Genomic DNA, 15,624 nt, shown 5'->3' on the forward strand with positions numbered 1-15,624 from the left:
GAGCCCCCGCTTCGCGTGTCCGGTACGCCCTCACGTTAAAAACGGGTGGCGTATTCGCTCCGGCACTGCGAATACGCCACCCAAACACACCACACTCCACAAGACAATGCAGAGCGCGCGGGATCAACCATCCCGCAAGGTTCCCGTAACCCCCATCGCGCACCACGGTAGGCGACGACAGAAGAATGGGAGTCTATGACCGTTCGACACGCACAACGCCCCCTCGTAAAGGTTTACAAAGGCGCACGCTACGCGTTCTTCCGGAAGTTTATTCGGAAGAGCTCCCACGCCGGTTCCGTTGAGAAAAACAATTCGGTGTGGTTGCCTCCCGATGGTGAAGCATCTCAGCATCGTGTGCCGCATAAACCGCGCAGTTTAGTGCGCGCAGATGCTGCGTCGAAAACTATCCAAAGAATGCAGTCCACGGAGTAGTCTTCCAGCTTCAAATGGCAGAAGCTTAAGGGTTTGATGTGAGTGCTCGGATGGTCCGAATCATGTCGCTCTCAACGGAACCGGTTTATCGGTGATGGGAGCTCCTGTAGATAAGAATAACCTTAAATCACCCCTGGAGTAAACCTTAAACCAATAATTTAACCTTATTGTTATAATTCCTTGTCATAAAGGTATTGACGGGTGTTCAATGTGTTCTGGGTAACCCCTCAGAAGGTCCTCATAACTCTTTGGTCTGTTTGGTGCTCTCCACCGTTATGAAACCGTGATAAATCATCCCCGAAAACTTGAAGAATCGGGTTCCAAAACGGTCCCGCAAGTGACTATCGCGAGGGCTTGTTGAGAGGGTCTTGAAGACGCGCTGAGAGTACAGTCATAAAACGTCATCTTGTCACGGAAGTTATCCCAGAGAAAACAAATTAAAACCCCGGCATGCGCTGTGGCATAATCAGTATCAACATCGTGCTCCGGGGTCGGTGAAATTCCGAACCGGCGGTCACAGCCCGCGAACCGCTCTCGCAGGCAGGTGAAACTCACATGATTCCACGCCCCACAGTCGGGGATAAGAATCCGCTGGAGGCACCCGCCCGCAAGAGAGGCCGAACCGGTGAAAATCCGGTGCCGACAGTACAGTCTGGATGGAAGGTAGCACGAGCAGAAAAAGGCAGGAGCGCACTCCGCCGCACCTCCCGAAAACCGGGATAGCATGCAGGGTGCACTGACGCGGTTGCTTGAGAAAACTGTTGCTCGAAAAAGCTGTTACTCGAGAGCACAGCGGTTTTCTGAGAGACAGCTTTCTGTGAGACAGGGGAGAGGCACCTTTCGTAGGTGCCGGTACGTTATTGCCCTCGACCGCAGCCGCTGGTTTCAGCCACGGTTTTCAGCTACAGTTGGCTGATTCGCCGCTCCCGTCTCACCACGGATACCGGGCACCCCATAAGATGCCCGCGGTAGCCGCCCTTTTCTGTTCCTCTCCCCGGAGCCGCCGCAGATGCGCACACAGCGCATCCGACACACGGTCCAACTCAGAGAGGAAAGAAGCAATGGACATCTTGCGGTGGCTCTTCGACGCACAAATTCACGTGGGGGATCAGTCCCTCCTCGTGCGCGAAGTTCTCGGAAACGCATTCGGCCTGGCATCGGCGCTCGGCGGCATGCGACGCAAAGTATGGGCGTGGCCTGTCGGCATTCTCGGCAACCTGCTGCTCCTCACCGTCTTCCTGGGCGCCCTCGTCGGCAGCCCGCACCCCGTCACCATGCTCGGCCAGGCAGGCCGCCAGATCATGTTTATTGCAGTGTCCATCTGGGGCTGGCATCGTTGGCGTGCCACCCGCGCAGCCGGTGGTGACGCCTCCGAAGGTGCCGCAGTGATCCCCAAGTGGGCTACCAACACCGAACGCGCAGGCCTGGTTGTCGCCATGGTCGCGGGCACCCTGCTGCTCACCCCCATCTTCCGCGCCCTCGGCTCCTACGAACCGGTCTGGTCCGACGCCTGGATCTTCACCGGCTCGCTACTCGCCACCTACGGCATGGCGCGCGGCTGGGTTGAATTCTGGCTCATTTGGGTTGCCGTCGACCTGGTCGGCGTGCCGCTGCTGTGGAGCGCAGGCTACTACGCGACCTCCTTCATGTACGTGTTCTACGGGTGCTTCACCCTGGTTGGTTTCTTCGTCTGGTGGCGCACCCGCAACCTGGAGGCGCAGAAGACTCGGGTGCAGACCCAGTTCCCCGACGTGACCGTTGAGGTAACCGACGTGCAGAAGGGCCGTGCATAAATGCCGCAGAACCCCTCGCTGCAGGTGCTGGCGAACGCGCACCTGCCCGTAACCATCGCCCCGAGCGTATCTTCGCCGCGCAACGATGCGGACTACTCCGCCGCGGAGTACGGGCACCTCGCCGGGCTGCCCGCCGCACGCACCCTCCAGCTGCCCGGCCCCGAGCAGGAGCTCAGCCACGCAGAGGCCATGACCCTGGCGCTGCAGGCGGCACGCCAGGGTATCCGCGGCGCGAACCCCCTCGTCGGCGCCGTCATCACTGACGCGCACGGGCACCTGCTGCACGTGGGCTACCACCGAGGCGCAGGCACCCCGCACGCCGAAGCCGACGCCCTCGCCGCCGCCCGAGCCGCGGGAACCGACCTCACCGGCGCCCGCATGTACGTGAGCCTTGAGCCCTGCAACCACACCGGACGCACCGGCCCCTGCTCCCACGCCGTCGCCGAGGCGGGCATCAGCGAACTCTACTACGCCTACAGCGACGACACCGAAAACGCTGCCGGAGGCGCCGCCTACCTGCGCTCCCAGGGCGTCACCGTGCACGCCATGGAGGAGTTCGCGAACGCATCCTACCAGCTGAATGAGCGCTGGTTCATTGCCGCCGCCGAACACCGCCCCTTCATTACCGCAAAGAGCGCCTCCACCCTGGACGGGTTCATCGCGGCTGCTGATGGCACGAGCAAGTGGATTACCGGCCCCGCCGCGCGCATTGACGGGCACCTGATTCGTCACCGCGCCGACGCCGTCATGATCGGCACCCGAACCACCCTCATGGACGACCCGACCCTGGACGCGCGCGACGCCAACGGGGAACGCTTCGAGAAGCAGCCGCTGCGCGTGGTCATGGGCAAAACCGAGATTACCGAGAACTACCGCGTGCGCGGCCTCAACCCGCCCGAAGGCGTGGAGGCGGACCCGCAGAACTTCCTACAGGTCTTCACCCACGACCCGCGCGAACTGCTCGATGAGCTGTACGCCCGCGGGGTGCGGCACCTCATGATTGAGGGCGGCCCCGGCATGGTCGGCCTCTTCGCCGGTGAAGACTTCATCGACGAGATGGTCTGGTACCGCGCCCCCATGATCATGGGGCAGGGCAAGAGTGCCGTGTACCGTCTGCTCGTGGACACCCTCGCGCAGGCGCCGCGCCTGCAACTGGACGATCTGGGCATGTTCCCGGCGGTGCGCGTGCTCGGCAATGACACCGCAACGCACCTGGTGCCGGCACCTCGCGGAACGGCGCAGGAACCGGGTGAGCGGCGTACCCTGCCGAAGCTGGACGCCTGCCACGCGCCCGAACCGAGATTAGATTAGCCGAGGCTGGACTAGTCGCGGCTGGACTAGCCTCCGCTTGGGTTGAGCGCGGGCGGGGGAGTAGTACCTCAAGGAACCCCCGCCGGCGCCCGGCTAGTTTGTGCCGGCTGGTTCGTATGCTGGCACAAAAGCTCCCCGTCACGGGGAATATTCGAAAAATACGTATAGTTATACCGACGAACAAACCATCGCCGCCCGTCGCCCTCAACGACGACGCCCCGGCGGACACGGCGAGAAAAGGAAAGCATACATGTTTACCGGAATCATTGGCGCCCTCGGCACCGTAGAATCCATCACCCCCATCGAAGGTAGCGACGCAGCCTACCTGACCCTCAACGCCGGAGACATCGTCGCCGACCTCGAACACGGTGGCTCCCTCGCCGTCAACGGTGTATGCCTCACTGCTATCGACCTCGACCAGCTGCAGCCCGGCCAGTTCCGCGCCTACGCGATGGGTGAGACTCTGCGCCGCACCAACCTCGGCAACCTGAACCCCGGCGACACCGTCAACCTGGAACGCTGCCTGCCCGCCGGTGGCCGCCTCGACGGTCACGTCGTGCAGGGCCACGTGGATGCGGTCGGTACCCTCGCATCCGTCACCGCGCACGAGGCGTGGAGCACCCTGCGTTTCAACCTGCCCACCGAACTGGCACCCCTGCTCGCTGAGAAGGGCTCCATCGCTGTTTCTGGCGTGTCCCTGACCGTTACCGCCGTTTCTGAGCCCGGCGAAACCCCCGCATGGTTCGAGGTCGGCCTGATTCCCGAAACCCTGAAGGCAACCAACCTCGGCGCCCTCAAGGTTGGCGACAGCGTGAACCTTGAGGCCGATGCGCTCGCTAAGTACGTGCAGCGTCTGACCGCGTTCGCAGGCGTGCCCCAGGCTGACTCTGCGCACTCCGGTGAGCAGGTTGCGCCGCGTCGCGCCGACGCCGCAAGCGTCCTCGACAGCGTGCAGACCGCAGTGGACGCTATCGCCGCAGGTCGCGCCGTGGTCGTTGTTGACGACGAAGACCGCGAAAACGAAGGCGACATCATCTTCGCCGCCGAGCACGCAACCCCCGAGCTGATGGGCTTCATGATCCGCTACACCTCCGGCGTGGTCTGCGCACCCCTGAGCAACAAGCGTGCCGACGAGATGAACCTGCCGCCCATGGTCACCAACAACGAAGACCCCAAGGGCACCGCATACACCGTCTCCTGCGATGCGGCATCCGGCGTGAGCACCGGTATCTCCGCAGCGGACCGCGCACGCACCGTGCAGATCCTCGCGGATGCATCCTCGACCCCGGCGGACATCACCCGCCCCGGCCACATCTTCCCGCTGCGCGCCGTTGACGGCGGCGTGGCGGAACGCCCCGGCCACACCGAAGCCGCAGTGGAACTCTCCCTCGCGGCGGGCCTGTCCGGCGTGGGCGTTATCGCCGAGGTCGTGCACGACGACGGCTCCATGATGCGTTTCGACGCACTGCGCGCCTTCGCCACCGAGCACAACCTGCCCATGATCTCTATCGAAGACCTCATCAAGTACGTAGCTAAGGCGTAGGAGAACGCATGAGCGAAACCCCTAACACCCAAGCAACGCCGGGCACCCCCGCAGAGCTGAGCACCCCCGCGGCTGTCACCTTGGCAGAGCCGGGCACCCCCTCAGCGGACACCTTGGTCGAGTCGGTTGAGGCGCAGGCTGAAGAGCTCAGCGCCGAATCCCTGCGCATCGCCTCCCAGCTCGCTGAAGGCTACCGAGTCAGCCCCCTCGACATGGTGCCCAACCCCAGCCCGCTGCTGGTCGAAAGCACCGAAGAGGTCGCCGTACCCACCCCGCAGGGCCTGTTCGGATTGCGTGCCTGGCGATTTGCGGACGGCGCCGAGCACATCAGCGCCCGCGCCCTCGACCGTGACGGCACCCCCGTACCCGCCGAGGACGGGGGAGCGCCCGCGGTACGCATCCACTCCGAATGCGCCACCGGCGATATCTTCGGTTCCTTCCGATGCGATTGCGGCCCCCAGCTGGAGAACGGCCTGCGCATCATTGGCCGCACCGGCGGGTACCTCATCTACGTGCGCAACCATGAAGGACGCGGTATCGGCTTGGTCAACAAGCTCCGCGCCTACGCGCTGCAGGATGCCGGGCTCGACACCCTCGACGCGAACCTGGCGCTCGGCCTGGACGGCGACATGCGCGACTACTCGCAGGCGGCACTGATCCTGCAGGAACTCGGTGTGAACGAGCTGAGGCTCGTGACCAACAACCCCGCCAAGCAGGAGGCGCTCGAAAGCCTCGGTCTGCAGGTCGCCGAACTCATCCCGGATGAAATTCCCGCCCGAGTTGAGAACGCTCACTACCTGCAGACCAAGCGTGAGCGCATGCGCCACGTGCTCAAAAGCGCGTAGCGGCACCCCTGCAAACTAAACTTTTCACAAACCCAGAACCCCACAAGGAGAACACAATGAGCGGCGTAGGCGCAGCAGACACCACCCTCAACCCCGAAGACTACAAGGGCTTCAAGCTCGCAATCGTAGCGGCAAGCTGGCACACCCAGGTCATGGACGGCCTCATCGACGGTGCGCAGCGCGCAGCACGCGACGCAGGCATCGAGCCGACCCTCGTGCGCGTTCCCGGCACCTTCGAACTGCCCGTCGCAGCAACCCGCCTCGCTGAGAAGTTCGACGCAATCGTCGCGCTCGGCGTGGTCATCCGCGGCGGCACCCCCCACTTCGACTACGTCTGCCAGGGCGCAACCAACGGCCTGACCGACGTGTCCGTGCTGACCGGCCGCCCCATCGGCTTCGGCGTGCTCACCTGCGATAACGAGCAGCAGGCACTCGACCGTGCAGGCCTGGAAGGCTCCAACGAAGACAAGGGCTACGAGGCGACCGCGGCGGCACTGCAGACCGCAGCAACCCTCAAGCAGTTCAGCAACTAACACGGCTGAACGGTACGCGGCTCAGTTTCACGAAGAGAACGTTCTGATCTTCACCGTGGAACTGGGTCGCAGCACCGGTTAAACTGAAACAACCCGCGGCACTAGAGCCTCAGTATGCTGAGCCGCAGCGCCACAGCGCGCTCAGGTGATAGCGCACCGACGCGCTCCCAACCCAACACCAAGGAGTACAGCAATGCAGGATTTGGGCACCATCACCCCCAGCCTCGAAGAATTCCGCGCCCGCGCAGCCGGCACCCGCGTCATTCCCGTACACATCAAAATCCTCGCCGACTCACTCACCCCCATCGGCATCTACCGATCCCTCGTACTCCAAAACGACCAGGGCGAACCCGTCGAAGCCGCCCACGGCACCTTCCTGCTCGAATCCGCCAAAATCTCCGCAGAAGGCGAATCCGCAGCCTGGGACCGCTACTCCTTCATCGGCGCATCCTCCCGCTCCACCCTCACCACCGTTGACGGCGCAGTCCACTGGCAGGGCCGCACCCCCGCCGGCGCGCCCGTCAACGGTGACCCCGTAGAAGCCATCGCAAAGACCCTGCAGATGCTCTACACCGAACCCGACCCGACCCTGCCGCCGCTCACCTCCGGCTTGGTTGGTTACCTCGGCTGGGACGTCGTACGCCACTGGGAGCACCTGCCCTTCCCGCCCGCCGACGACGTGAACCTGCCCGAATTCGCGCTCAACATGGTCTCCGACATGGCAATCCACGACAACAAGGACGGCACCGTCCTGCTCGTCGCCAACGCCATCAACTTCAACGGCACTAGCGAAAACGTTGACGGCGCCTACGAGGACGCCGTCGCGCGTTTGCACAGCATGCTCCGCCGCCTGCAGCGCGGCGCCACCGCAACCACCTCCACTCTCTCCGGCGTGGCAGACGTTGACCGTAAGGTCCGCGAAGATGTCACCCTCACCTGGAGCGAACAGGGCTTCAAGGACGCCATCGACCGCTCCAAGAAGAACATCATCGACGGCGACGTCTTCCAGATCGTGCTCTCACGCCGATTCGAAGCCGAAACCAACGCCAAGGCACTCGACGTGTACCGTGTACTGCGCCAATCCAACCCCTCGCCGTACATGTACCTCTTCAACTTCGAAGACAGCAACGGCACCCCCTTCCACATCGTCGGCTCCTCCCCGGAGGCGCTCGTCACCCTCAAGGACGGCATCGCCAGCACCCACCCCATCGCCGGTTCCCGCCCGCGCGGCGCAACCCGCGAAGAAGACCTCGCACTCGCCGAGGAACTGCTCGCCGACGAAAAGGAACGCTCTGAACACCTCATGCTCGTCGACCTGGCACGCAACGACCTCTCGCGCATCGCCAAGCCCGGCACCGTGTCCGTCGACCAGTTCATGATTATTGAGCGTTTCAGCCACATCATGCACATTTCCTCCGCCGTCAGCGCCGAACTTGACCCCCAGTTCAGCGCCTACGACGTGCTGCGCGTCGCCTTCCCGGCAGGCACCCTCTCCGGTGCCCCCAAGCCGCGCGCCATGCAGCTCATCGACGAATACGAACCCACCCGCCGCGGCGTCTACGGCGGCGTATGCGGCTACTTCGACTTCGCCGGCAACATGGACATGGCAATCGCCATCCGCACCGCCGTCCTCAAGGAAGGCACCGCCTACGTACAGGCAGGTGCGGGCCTCGTCATGGACTCCAACCCGGACTCCGAAACCCTCGAAACCGTCAACAAGTCCGCCGCCCCGCTGCGCGCTGTGCTGACCGCCTCCGGCCTGGCACCGCTCGACGCAGACGCAGCCGTCAACTCCACCAAGTAACCCAAGGAGACACCATGAGCACCGTTCTCGACGAGATCATTGTCGGCGTCCGCGAAGACCTCGCCGCCCGCGTACAGCAGGTTTCCCTCGAAGAAATGAAGAAGCGCGCCCTCGCAGCCGCCCCCGCCCGTGACGCGCTTGCCTCCCTACGCGGTGAAGTACCCGGCGGCGGCAACGGCACGACCGCACGCATTATCTCCGAGGTGAAGCGCTCCTCACCCTCCAAGGGTGCGCTCGGCGAAATCCCCGACCCCGCCGCGCTCGCCGCACGCTATGAGGCGGGTGGCGCCGCAGCGATCTCCGTGCTCACCGAACAGCGCCGCTTCAACGGCTCCCTCGCCGACCTCGACGCAGTCCGCGCCGCCGTGAACATCCCCGTGCTCCGCAAGGACTTCACTGTCGACGAATACCAGATCTGGGAGGCACGCGCACACGGCGCCGACCTGGTGCTACTGATTGTGGCGGCCCTCGACGAGCAGACCCTGCGCGAGTTCCTCGAACTCACCGAATCGCTCGGCATGAACGCCCTCGTCGAAACCCACACCCCCGAAGAAATCGAGGTCGCCCAGCGCATCGGCGCGAAAATCGTCGGCATTAACGTGCGTAACCTCAAGACCCTCGAAGTCAATAACGAGCACTACGCATCCCTCGCAGCGCACCTGCCCAACTCCGTCATTAAGGTTGCTGAGTCCGGCGTCGCCAGCATTGAGGACGTGCGCGCCTACGCCAGCGCCGGTGCCGATGCGGTCCTCATCGGTGAAGCACTGGTACGCTCCGGCGAACCCGAAGGTACCGTGCGTGAATTCTCCAAGGTGCCTGTGACCCGATAGCCTGTGGGTTAGTTGTTTGGAGAGGTTGTACCGGTTCACACTCGCGGGGGAGTGCCCCCTCTTCAGCGCCTGGGGGCGCTTCGAGGACGGAGCCCCCGCTTCGCGTGTCCGGTACGCCCTCTAGGTCGCCTATCCCTCGGGTAGAGGATATAGGGGGTTGGTCTGTGGTTGGGATTCGGAGGTAACGCGCCAATCCCTTGAGGTAGGGAATATAGGTGGCTTGGTACGTGGTTTCCTTCTCCGGTTAGCTTGCCTCAGCCTGGGGTATATGGGGCTAGTCTGGGGTCGGGGCGTTGCTGCCAGCCCACCTCTCATACACATAAAGCCGGTGCCCGGTTCCTGTCACCTCACAGGAACCGGGCACCGGCTTTTTACTTATTAGAGAGCTCTTAGCGGCCCGTATAGTCCGCGTCCGCAATATCCTTCGGCCAGCGCGCCTTACGGAACGGCGCCCACGTAAACGCCGCCGCCACCAACAACAAACCACTCATAATGAACGCCGGAACAAAACCCCACGCATCCGCAATCAAACCAGCCACCAGCGGGCCCAAAATCATACCGAAATCGCTACACATCTGATACACCGCCAACACCTGACCACCACTGCGGCGAGTACCAATCACATCAGACACCGCAGCCTGAATCGACGGACCCATAAACGCCGCACCAATACCCAGACACGCCGTCAACGACACAAACACCCACGCCACCGGCGCGAAACCCATAAACGTCACCGCAGAACCCGCCAACAGCAGACCCGAAAACGCCATCACACGGCGACCAAAACGATCCGAAAAACGACCCGAGAACGTCTGCGTCAACGCATTACCAAACGAGTTCGTCGCCATCGCCAAAGACGCCAACAGGGTACCCGCAACCGAATTCGACATATCGCCACCAGTCGCCAAATACGCCGCCGCCAACGGAATAATCGACGACTGCACACCAAACACCGACCAGCCAATTGCCCAATTCGAAACCAGCGCAGAACGGTAATTCGAGAACTTCAACGCGTCACGAACCGTCATCGCAGGCAGATCGCTCTTACCCGAAGAAGACTCAGGCTTAGCGCCCTTGCCGGATGCGCCGGCAGGGGAGGGAGCCGACGACGGCAACACCCCGGTGCCCTTACCCTCAGCCAGTGCCGCCGCCTCCATAATCGCGTCGCGCTCCGCCTCCAGCGCCGCCTGCGACGGCATCAAGAACCACACAATCAGGCCCGCCGCCAGCAGCGAAAAACCATACACAATGAATGGCGCACGCATACCAAACGGTGCCAGCGCGCTCGCAATCACCGGGCCCAGCAGGTTACCCAGCAGGAACGCCGTCGCATAATAACCCGAAATACGGCCGCGCATATGCGCCGGGGACAGGCGTACCAGCAGACCCATCGCAGAGACCGTGAACATGACCGAGCCGATACCTGCCACCGCACGCGAACCCAGCAGAACCCAATAATCCCAGGCAAACGCAATCATGAACGACGTCACCGACACAATCAGCATGCCAATCGTGTACACCGGACGCTCACCCCAGCGGGTAATCATCTGACCCGCCGACGGCGCGAAAATCAGGCGCGTAATCGCCAACGCAGAAACCACCATCGTCGCCATCGTGACCGTCGCGTTAAAGTTCTGCGCATAGTTCGGCAGCACCGGTGCCACCAAACCAAAACCCACCGCAATCATGAACGAGGCAGCAATCAGAACCTTCAAGCCGGTCGGCACACGGTTCGGGTCAATCGTGCGCGGGTCAAAAACAGGCGGTGTTTTGGCAGGGTTCCTCATGTTCATCCTCGAAATCGTGCGGTGCCGTGCGGCAGCCGCGGGCCCCACCCGCAACTGTCAACCATGTGTTCGGCTAAAAAACTTAACAGTGTCCAGTCTACTCCGCCGACAGCCGGGCATGCGCGTCACCTCGACCAGCCAAACCGCCCAAACCGGTAAGCTAGTAGTGTGAATGAAACGATGATGATGATTTGCGCGATTGTGCTGGGTGTACTGGTTATCGCCGGTATACTTTTCGCCGTTCTGCGCCGACCCAAGAAGACCGCGGACCTGCAGTCTTTGCGCCAGGAGGCGGCTAAGGCCTCCGGCGGTTCGGCAGAAGAACCCGAAAGCTCGGCACCTCGCGCTATTGAACTTGATATGCCCGACCCGTCCGCGGGTCGCCTGGTGCGCCTGCGCGCCCGCCTGGCACGCTCCAACAACATGCTCGGCAAGGGCCTGCTGGCTCTGCTTTCTCGCGACCGCATCGACCAGGACGTCTGGGACGAAGTGGAAGAGACCCTGTTGCTTGCCGACCTCGGTTCCGAGCCGACTACCCGCCTGGTGGAGGCGCTGCAGCAGCGCGTGCGCGTTGAGGGTACGAGCAACCCCGCCGCCGTGAAGAAGATGCTCCGCGAAGAGCTCGTGAAGATTGTCCGCCCCGACATGGACCGCGAACTGAAGACCGCCGGCAGCGACGGCAACCCCGGCGTGGTGCTGGTCGTTGGTGTGAACGGCGTCGGTAAGACCACCACGGTCGGCAAGATTGCCCGCGTGATGGTCGCTGACGGTCAGACCCTGCTCCTGGGTGCCGCGGATACGTTCCGTGCGGCCGCATCCGAGCAGCTGACCACCTGGGGTGACCGCGTGGGCGTGAAGACCGTGCGTTCCGAGAAGGAAGGCGCCGACCCCGCATCCGTCGCGTTTGACGCCGTGAAGGCTGGCAAGGAGCAGGGCGTTGACACCGTGCTCGTGGACACCGCAGGCCGCCTGCAGAACAAGTCCGGTCTGATGGATCAGCTCGGCAAGATCAAGCGCGTGATCGAGAAGGAAGCGCCGGTCACCGAGGTTCTGCTCGTGATTGACGCGACCACCGGCCAGAACGGCATGGTTCAGGCGAAGGTCTTCGGCGATATCGTGGACGTCACCGGTATCGTGCTGACCAAGCTCGACGGCACCGCAAAGGGCGGCATCGTGGTCGCTATCCAGGAGGAGCTCGGCGTTCCCGTCAAGCTCATCGGCCTGGGTGAAGGTCCGGACGACCTGGCGCCGTTCGACCCGGAAGCATTCGTGGACGCGCTGCTGGACTAACATCCTCATATTCCGCCGAGAAGCCACATGTGTTTCGAGAAGCCACCAAAGACGTGGCTTTTCGAAACACATGTGGCTTTTCGCTTGTCGTGGGAAAAGACATAGTCCCTCGAAAACATTAGCTATTCTGAGGGACTACACCTTATAGCATTACTGCTATGCCTTGAACGGGAGAGTAACTACTTCAAGAGAGCTGTCGACGTTGCCCCAGTCAATACTTCCCGACGGAGTAAACCAGCCGTGCTGCTTTCCGTAGTTGGCAAGAGCTGCAATGTTGGTTGCAAGAAGTTCACCCGAGGGGGTGAAGAGCTTTTCACCGCCGAGCTCAAAACACCAGCTCTTCGAAGTAGCAATCTGAAGAGCCAGCGTCTGATGACTCAGCGCCAGTTCTTCATTGAAGGCCGGAACAACTACAGGTACGTAGCGCTGGCTGTTCTTCTGGGTATTGATTACTTTATAACCTGCACCCTGGATGATTTTTCCCTGATTGTCAGTCGCCGAGCGCTTGGACATAGAGCCCAGACCGGAACTATCAACGTAGGTCCAGGAGATGCTAGAGTAACCGAACCAGAAATGTTTTTCGGCATACGCGGTGAGTTCCATAAGGTTCTTCGCGATAAGCTCCGGACCATTAGAAGTGATTGCGTAGATAGATTCGCCGCCTCGTTCGATAACCCAGTTTCGTTCCTTTGCCACCTGCAATGCCAGGACTTGCGGCTCGATGTTCAAGTCCTGGTTGTGCATGGGAACTGAGATGGGCTCGTAGACAGGGGTAGGGTTTGCTGCCTTGGACTGCTTGATCAACTTTGCAATTGCTGCAAGGGGGTTTACGTTCATGTTGAACAATACTTTCTGTTGCATGCCCAAAAGTGGGCGGAACGACCATCTCCTTCTGCAACTCAAGAAGATGAGCCTGACATGTTTGCCTGACATGTATTAGATTAGGTGCTGTTTTGATCATTCCAGGGCGTGCTCGATTTACCCCGGGGTAAGACAAATGTTCTGGATATGGACTCCTCTCAGGTGCCTTGAACACCCCTCTTTTTGAGGAGGTGTTTTCAGAAGTTGTTACCTGCGGTTTTATGTTGAGAAGCCACATGTGTTTCGAAAAGCCACATTTTTAGTGGCTTTTCGAAACACATGTGGCTTTTCGCGGTTAAGTTTGGGGCACTCCAGCAGCACGCAGCACCTGCAGGGCCCGCCTCGGACGGTAAATAGCATCCTTAGCAGAAACACGGACGACAGCATACCCCGCGTGGAGCAACCGATCCTGTCGAGTCTTCTCCCGAACCAGGTCCTCTTTGGCGTTGTATTTGACGTTGCCGTCTACCTCCAGAATGACAGGCCTGCCGTGGAGGCTAGTGGTGTGTAGCAGAAAGTCCACTCGATAGGCATGACCTTCGCAGATGATGGTTTCTTGCTGCTTGTATCGGATTCCTTGGTCATCGAGAAGTAACCGCATGCAGGTTTCAGCAACGGATTCTGAGTGTGGGCTGAGCTCATGTCCGACGAGGCGGGCGGTTCGGCACCCGCGGCCAGATGCAGATGAGAGCTCTTTCTTGAGCTCCTCGTAGGTGAGCATATCCGGTTCCCGCGCGAAGCGTTGAAGGGCGCTTTCGGCCAGAACGAGCCCGTCGCGAAAGGGAAGCGTTTTCACGCAGGTGGTGATAGCTGTTAGTGGTGTGACGGTGGGAATCCCTTCGGGCGTGTACACGATGGGGCTGTCCGCGGTGAGGGTGTCTTGGATGCGCTGGATGTTTTCTCTGCGGCCGCCTCCGGCTCCTCGTACTTGAACGTGACGTGGTGGGCTGAGGGAGGAGACGCCCCAGGCGACGGCTGCGCTTTGAGCGGCGAGGATGTTGGCGGGGTATTCGTTGAGGTGCGCGAGGATGCACACGTAGTGCTGGTCGTTGGGGTGTAGGTTGTTCCAGGTTTGGGTGGGGAGAAGGTGCCCTTTTGAGACGCGGGTGAGTTCGCCGCGGTTGAGGGCGTGGCTCAGGGTGATTCGCGTGTGGGTGGCTGAGGTGATGAGTTCGGTGCGGGTGCGTATCATCATTGATAGTTCTTCTCTGGTAAACATGCTTTAATTGCATCAAATGAGAGTATTTATGTTCAAGTGTTACGTTTAGTTATTACGCCGAAAAGCCACATGTGTTTCGAAAAGCCACCAAAAACGTGGCTTCTCGAAACACATGTGGCTTCTCGACGAGAGGGGTGTGGATAAGTTGAGTGAATACGGCCCAGCATCTAGTTACTGGATGCTACTTGTTGATCTGTGCAATCAGATGTTCAGCAAGCGCGGGCTGGCATGCTACCAGGCTCACAACAGCAAGGAAGAAGCTCATGCTTGCCTCCTGAACAGAAGGGCGAATGAGATTGCCGCGATAGAGTGCGTTCAGAGCCTTAACCGAGTACTTGAAGCACTGGAGCAAAGCCGCAGCCATGAAGACGACAGTAAGCAGGTTGAGCATGATCAGGGTGAAGCCTGCAGCACCGTATGACGCAGTAACTGCCTCAATGAAACGCATAGCCATACCACCCTGAGGGTGAGACTCGTAGTGTCCGCTGATGGTGGTGTAGATGGTCGCCATGTTGTACTTACCCGCCCCGATAAGAGTGAACCAAGTGCCACCAACAATCGCCAGCAGGGAAGCAGGGTAGAGCACATTCAGAATGGCGTGTGCAGAGGAGCTAGTGCTCTTGGCATTAAGCAGCTTTACCTGCCAACCGATGAGTGCGAGACAGGTAACCCAGTAGGCTACGAGGGTCCAGCTGATAGTGGGCCAGCTGATGAGGAACGCGCCCATGATAAGGAGGCCGCCACCAAAAGCAATCGCGATATTGCCCCAGGTATCGTCATCGCTTTCCTGACCCTTCTTGGAAGGTGCATGGTTGTGCGTGTGCTGGCTGTTGTCGATGGTGGTGCGGTTACCGTCGCCGCTAATGGCTGCGGAGCCGTTGCCTACCTGCTGGTGGGTGTTGTGCACGCGGTTGCCATTGCCGTTGATGGTGCCGACGCTGAGCTTCTGCGTGATACCCCCGGTGTTGGCGCTCGCCTCAGCCTTCTTGGCTTCGGCGCGGGCTGCCCGGGTCTTGAACCAAGCGGTGAAGAGCCCCGCGATTGCGGTGAGCAGGGGGATGACGATCGGTGCGAGCTTGTTGATAAACTCCATGAGTTTTTCTCCTATTGGGAGGAATCTGCCCCGGCCCGTGCGGGCCTGCACCGGGGCAGATGGGTTGGTGGCCGTGCAGTGACCTTGTATCTCCACGATAGGGTTAGGGTTTAGGGCTGCTGAGATTTTTTGGTTTACCCCGGGGTAAGCGAAAATTTGTCGGGCTGGGTGCGGGGTTGGGGGAATATATTCTTTGAATTCCTGCGGGCGGGTGCTTCTTAGCAGCCTCCAAAAGCCACATGTGTTTCGAAAAGCCACCAAACATGTTGCTTTTCGAAACACA

The 15,624-nt window shown here is 61.0% G+C and carries 12 protein-coding genes and 1 riboswitch; of the genes, 8 read left to right on the forward strand and 4 right to left on the reverse strand.

All coding sequences use genetic code 11. The annotated features are described in order from the left end of the window. Nucleotides 1-908 precede the first annotated feature (908 nt). Nucleotides 909-1,106, forward strand: a riboswitch (FMN riboswitch). Between the two features lie 387 nt (nucleotides 1,107-1,493). From pnuC to trpC, 7 genes are all read left to right on the forward strand, one after another. Further along, nucleotides 1,494-2,225, forward strand: a complete 732-nt coding sequence (gene pnuC / locus HMPREF2749_RS08550; RefSeq protein WP_070506482.1) for a nicotinamide riboside transporter PnuC — start codon at nucleotides 1,494-1,496, stop codon at nucleotides 2,223-2,225. After that, entirely contained in the window at nucleotides 2,226-3,536 is a 1,311-nt protein-coding gene (ribD, locus tag HMPREF2749_RS08555) for a bifunctional diaminohydroxyphosphoribosylaminopyrimidine deaminase/5-amino-6-(5-phosphoribosylamino)uracil reductase RibD (protein WP_070594086.1), read from the forward strand. It abuts the gene before it with no gap. A 250-nt stretch (nucleotides 3,537-3,786) separates the two neighbouring features. Beyond that, the gene (gene ribB / locus HMPREF2749_RS08560) at nucleotides 3,787-5,079 is read left to right on the forward strand and encodes a 3,4-dihydroxy-2-butanone-4-phosphate synthase (protein ID WP_049353151.1); all 1,293 of its coding nucleotides are present in this window, start codon (nucleotides 3,787-3,789) and stop codon (nucleotides 5,077-5,079) included. A gap of 8 nt (nucleotides 5,080-5,087) precedes the next feature. Then, on the forward strand, nucleotides 5,088-5,924 hold the full coding sequence (locus tag HMPREF2749_RS08565; protein ID WP_141747373.1) for a GTP cyclohydrolase II: 837 nt from the start codon (nucleotides 5,088-5,090) through the stop codon (nucleotides 5,922-5,924). A gap of 56 nt (nucleotides 5,925-5,980) precedes the next feature. Continuing rightward, the gene (gene ribH / locus HMPREF2749_RS08570; RefSeq protein WP_005506244.1) at nucleotides 5,981-6,457 is read left to right on the forward strand and encodes a 6,7-dimethyl-8-ribityllumazine synthase; all 477 of its coding nucleotides are present in this window, start codon (nucleotides 5,981-5,983) and stop codon (nucleotides 6,455-6,457) included. A gap of 193 nt (nucleotides 6,458-6,650) precedes the next feature. After that, a complete protein-coding gene (locus HMPREF2749_RS08575) occupies nucleotides 6,651-8,261 on the forward strand; it encodes an anthranilate synthase component I (RefSeq protein WP_049341360.1) in 1,611 nt (536 codons plus the stop codon). 14 nt (nucleotides 8,262-8,275) lie between these two features. After that, complete coding sequence (gene trpC, locus HMPREF2749_RS08580) at nucleotides 8,276-9,091, forward strand: indole-3-glycerol phosphate synthase TrpC (RefSeq protein ID WP_070594087.1); 816 nt, start codon at nucleotides 8,276-8,278, stop codon at nucleotides 9,089-9,091. Nucleotides 9,092-9,480: 389 nt separating this feature from the next. On the opposite strand, the gene HMPREF2749_RS08585 is transcribed toward trpC, so the two are convergent. Further along, nucleotides 9,481-10,878, reverse strand: a complete 1,398-nt coding sequence (locus tag HMPREF2749_RS08585) for an MFS transporter (protein WP_070594089.1) — start codon at nucleotides 10,876-10,878, stop codon at nucleotides 9,481-9,483. Nucleotides 10,879-11,058: 180 nt separating this feature from the next. Here HMPREF2749_RS08585 and ftsY point away from each other — a divergent pair, with 180 nt between their 5' ends. Further along, complete coding sequence (gene ftsY, locus HMPREF2749_RS08590; RefSeq protein WP_070506468.1) at nucleotides 11,059-12,168, forward strand: signal recognition particle-docking protein FtsY; 1,110 nt, start codon at nucleotides 11,059-11,061, stop codon at nucleotides 12,166-12,168. A gap of 156 nt (nucleotides 12,169-12,324) precedes the next feature. On the opposite strand, the gene HMPREF2749_RS08595 is transcribed toward ftsY, so the two are convergent. The 3 genes from HMPREF2749_RS08595 to HMPREF2749_RS08605 form a co-directional block, all read right to left on the reverse strand. Then, a complete protein-coding gene (locus HMPREF2749_RS08595) occupies nucleotides 12,325-13,005 on the reverse strand; it encodes a hypothetical protein (protein ID WP_049357066.1) in 681 nt (226 codons plus the stop codon). A 319-nt stretch (nucleotides 13,006-13,324) separates the two neighbouring features. Further along, nucleotides 13,325-14,224: a hypothetical protein gene (locus tag HMPREF2749_RS08600; protein WP_049357065.1), complete on the reverse strand. Its 900-nt coding sequence runs from the start codon at nucleotides 14,222-14,224 to the stop codon at nucleotides 13,325-13,327. Nucleotides 14,225-14,429: 205 nt separating this feature from the next. Further along, entirely contained in the window at nucleotides 14,430-15,341 is a 912-nt protein-coding gene (locus tag HMPREF2749_RS08605) for a hypothetical protein (protein ID WP_049341355.1), read from the reverse strand. Between the last annotated feature and the right edge of the window lie 283 nt (nucleotides 15,342-15,624).

This window comes from Rothia sp. HMSC075F09 (genome assembly GCF_001810515.1).
Classification (GTDB): Bacteria; Actinomycetota; Actinomycetes; order Actinomycetales; family Micrococcaceae; genus Rothia.

What these genes read in the sequence shown, in the direction of transcription:
- HMPREF2749_RS08600 (WP_049357065.1), bottom strand. Translation starts at nt 14,224, where the DNA reads ATGATGATACGCACCCGCACCGAACTCATCACCTCAGCCACCCACACG.
- HMPREF2749_RS08575 (WP_049341360.1), top strand. Translation starts at nt 6,651, where the DNA reads ATGCAGGATTTGGGCACCATCACCCCCAGCCTCGAAGAATTCCGCGCC.
- ribD (WP_070594086.1), top strand. Translation starts at nt 2,226, where the DNA reads ATGCCGCAGAACCCCTCGCTGCAGGTGCTGGCGAACGCGCACCTGCCC.
- HMPREF2749_RS08585 (WP_070594089.1), bottom strand. Translation starts at nt 10,878, where the DNA reads ATGAGGAACCCTGCCAAAACACCGCCTGTTTTTGACCCGCGCACGATT.
- HMPREF2749_RS08605 (WP_049341355.1), bottom strand. Translation starts at nt 15,341, where the DNA reads ATGGAGTTTATCAACAAGCTCGCACCGATCGTCATCCCCCTGCTCACC.
- trpC (WP_070594087.1), top strand. Translation starts at nt 8,276, where the DNA reads ATGAGCACCGTTCTCGACGAGATCATTGTCGGCGTCCGCGAAGACCTC.
- ribH (WP_005506244.1), top strand. Translation starts at nt 5,981, where the DNA reads ATGAGCGGCGTAGGCGCAGCAGACACCACCCTCAACCCCGAAGACTAC.
- HMPREF2749_RS08565 (WP_141747373.1), top strand. Translation starts at nt 5,088, where the DNA reads ATGAGCGAAACCCCTAACACCCAAGCAACGCCGGGCACCCCCGCAGAG.
- HMPREF2749_RS08595 (WP_049357066.1), bottom strand. Translation starts at nt 13,005, where the DNA reads ATGAACGTAAACCCCCTTGCAGCAATTGCAAAGTTGATCAAGCAGTCC.
- pnuC (WP_070506482.1), top strand. Translation starts at nt 1,494, where the DNA reads ATGGACATCTTGCGGTGGCTCTTCGACGCACAAATTCACGTGGGGGAT.
- ribB (WP_049353151.1), top strand. Translation starts at nt 3,787, where the DNA reads ATGTTTACCGGAATCATTGGCGCCCTCGGCACCGTAGAATCCATCACC.
- ftsY (WP_070506468.1), top strand. Translation starts at nt 11,059, where the DNA reads ATGATGATGATTTGCGCGATTGTGCTGGGTGTACTGGTTATCGCCGGT.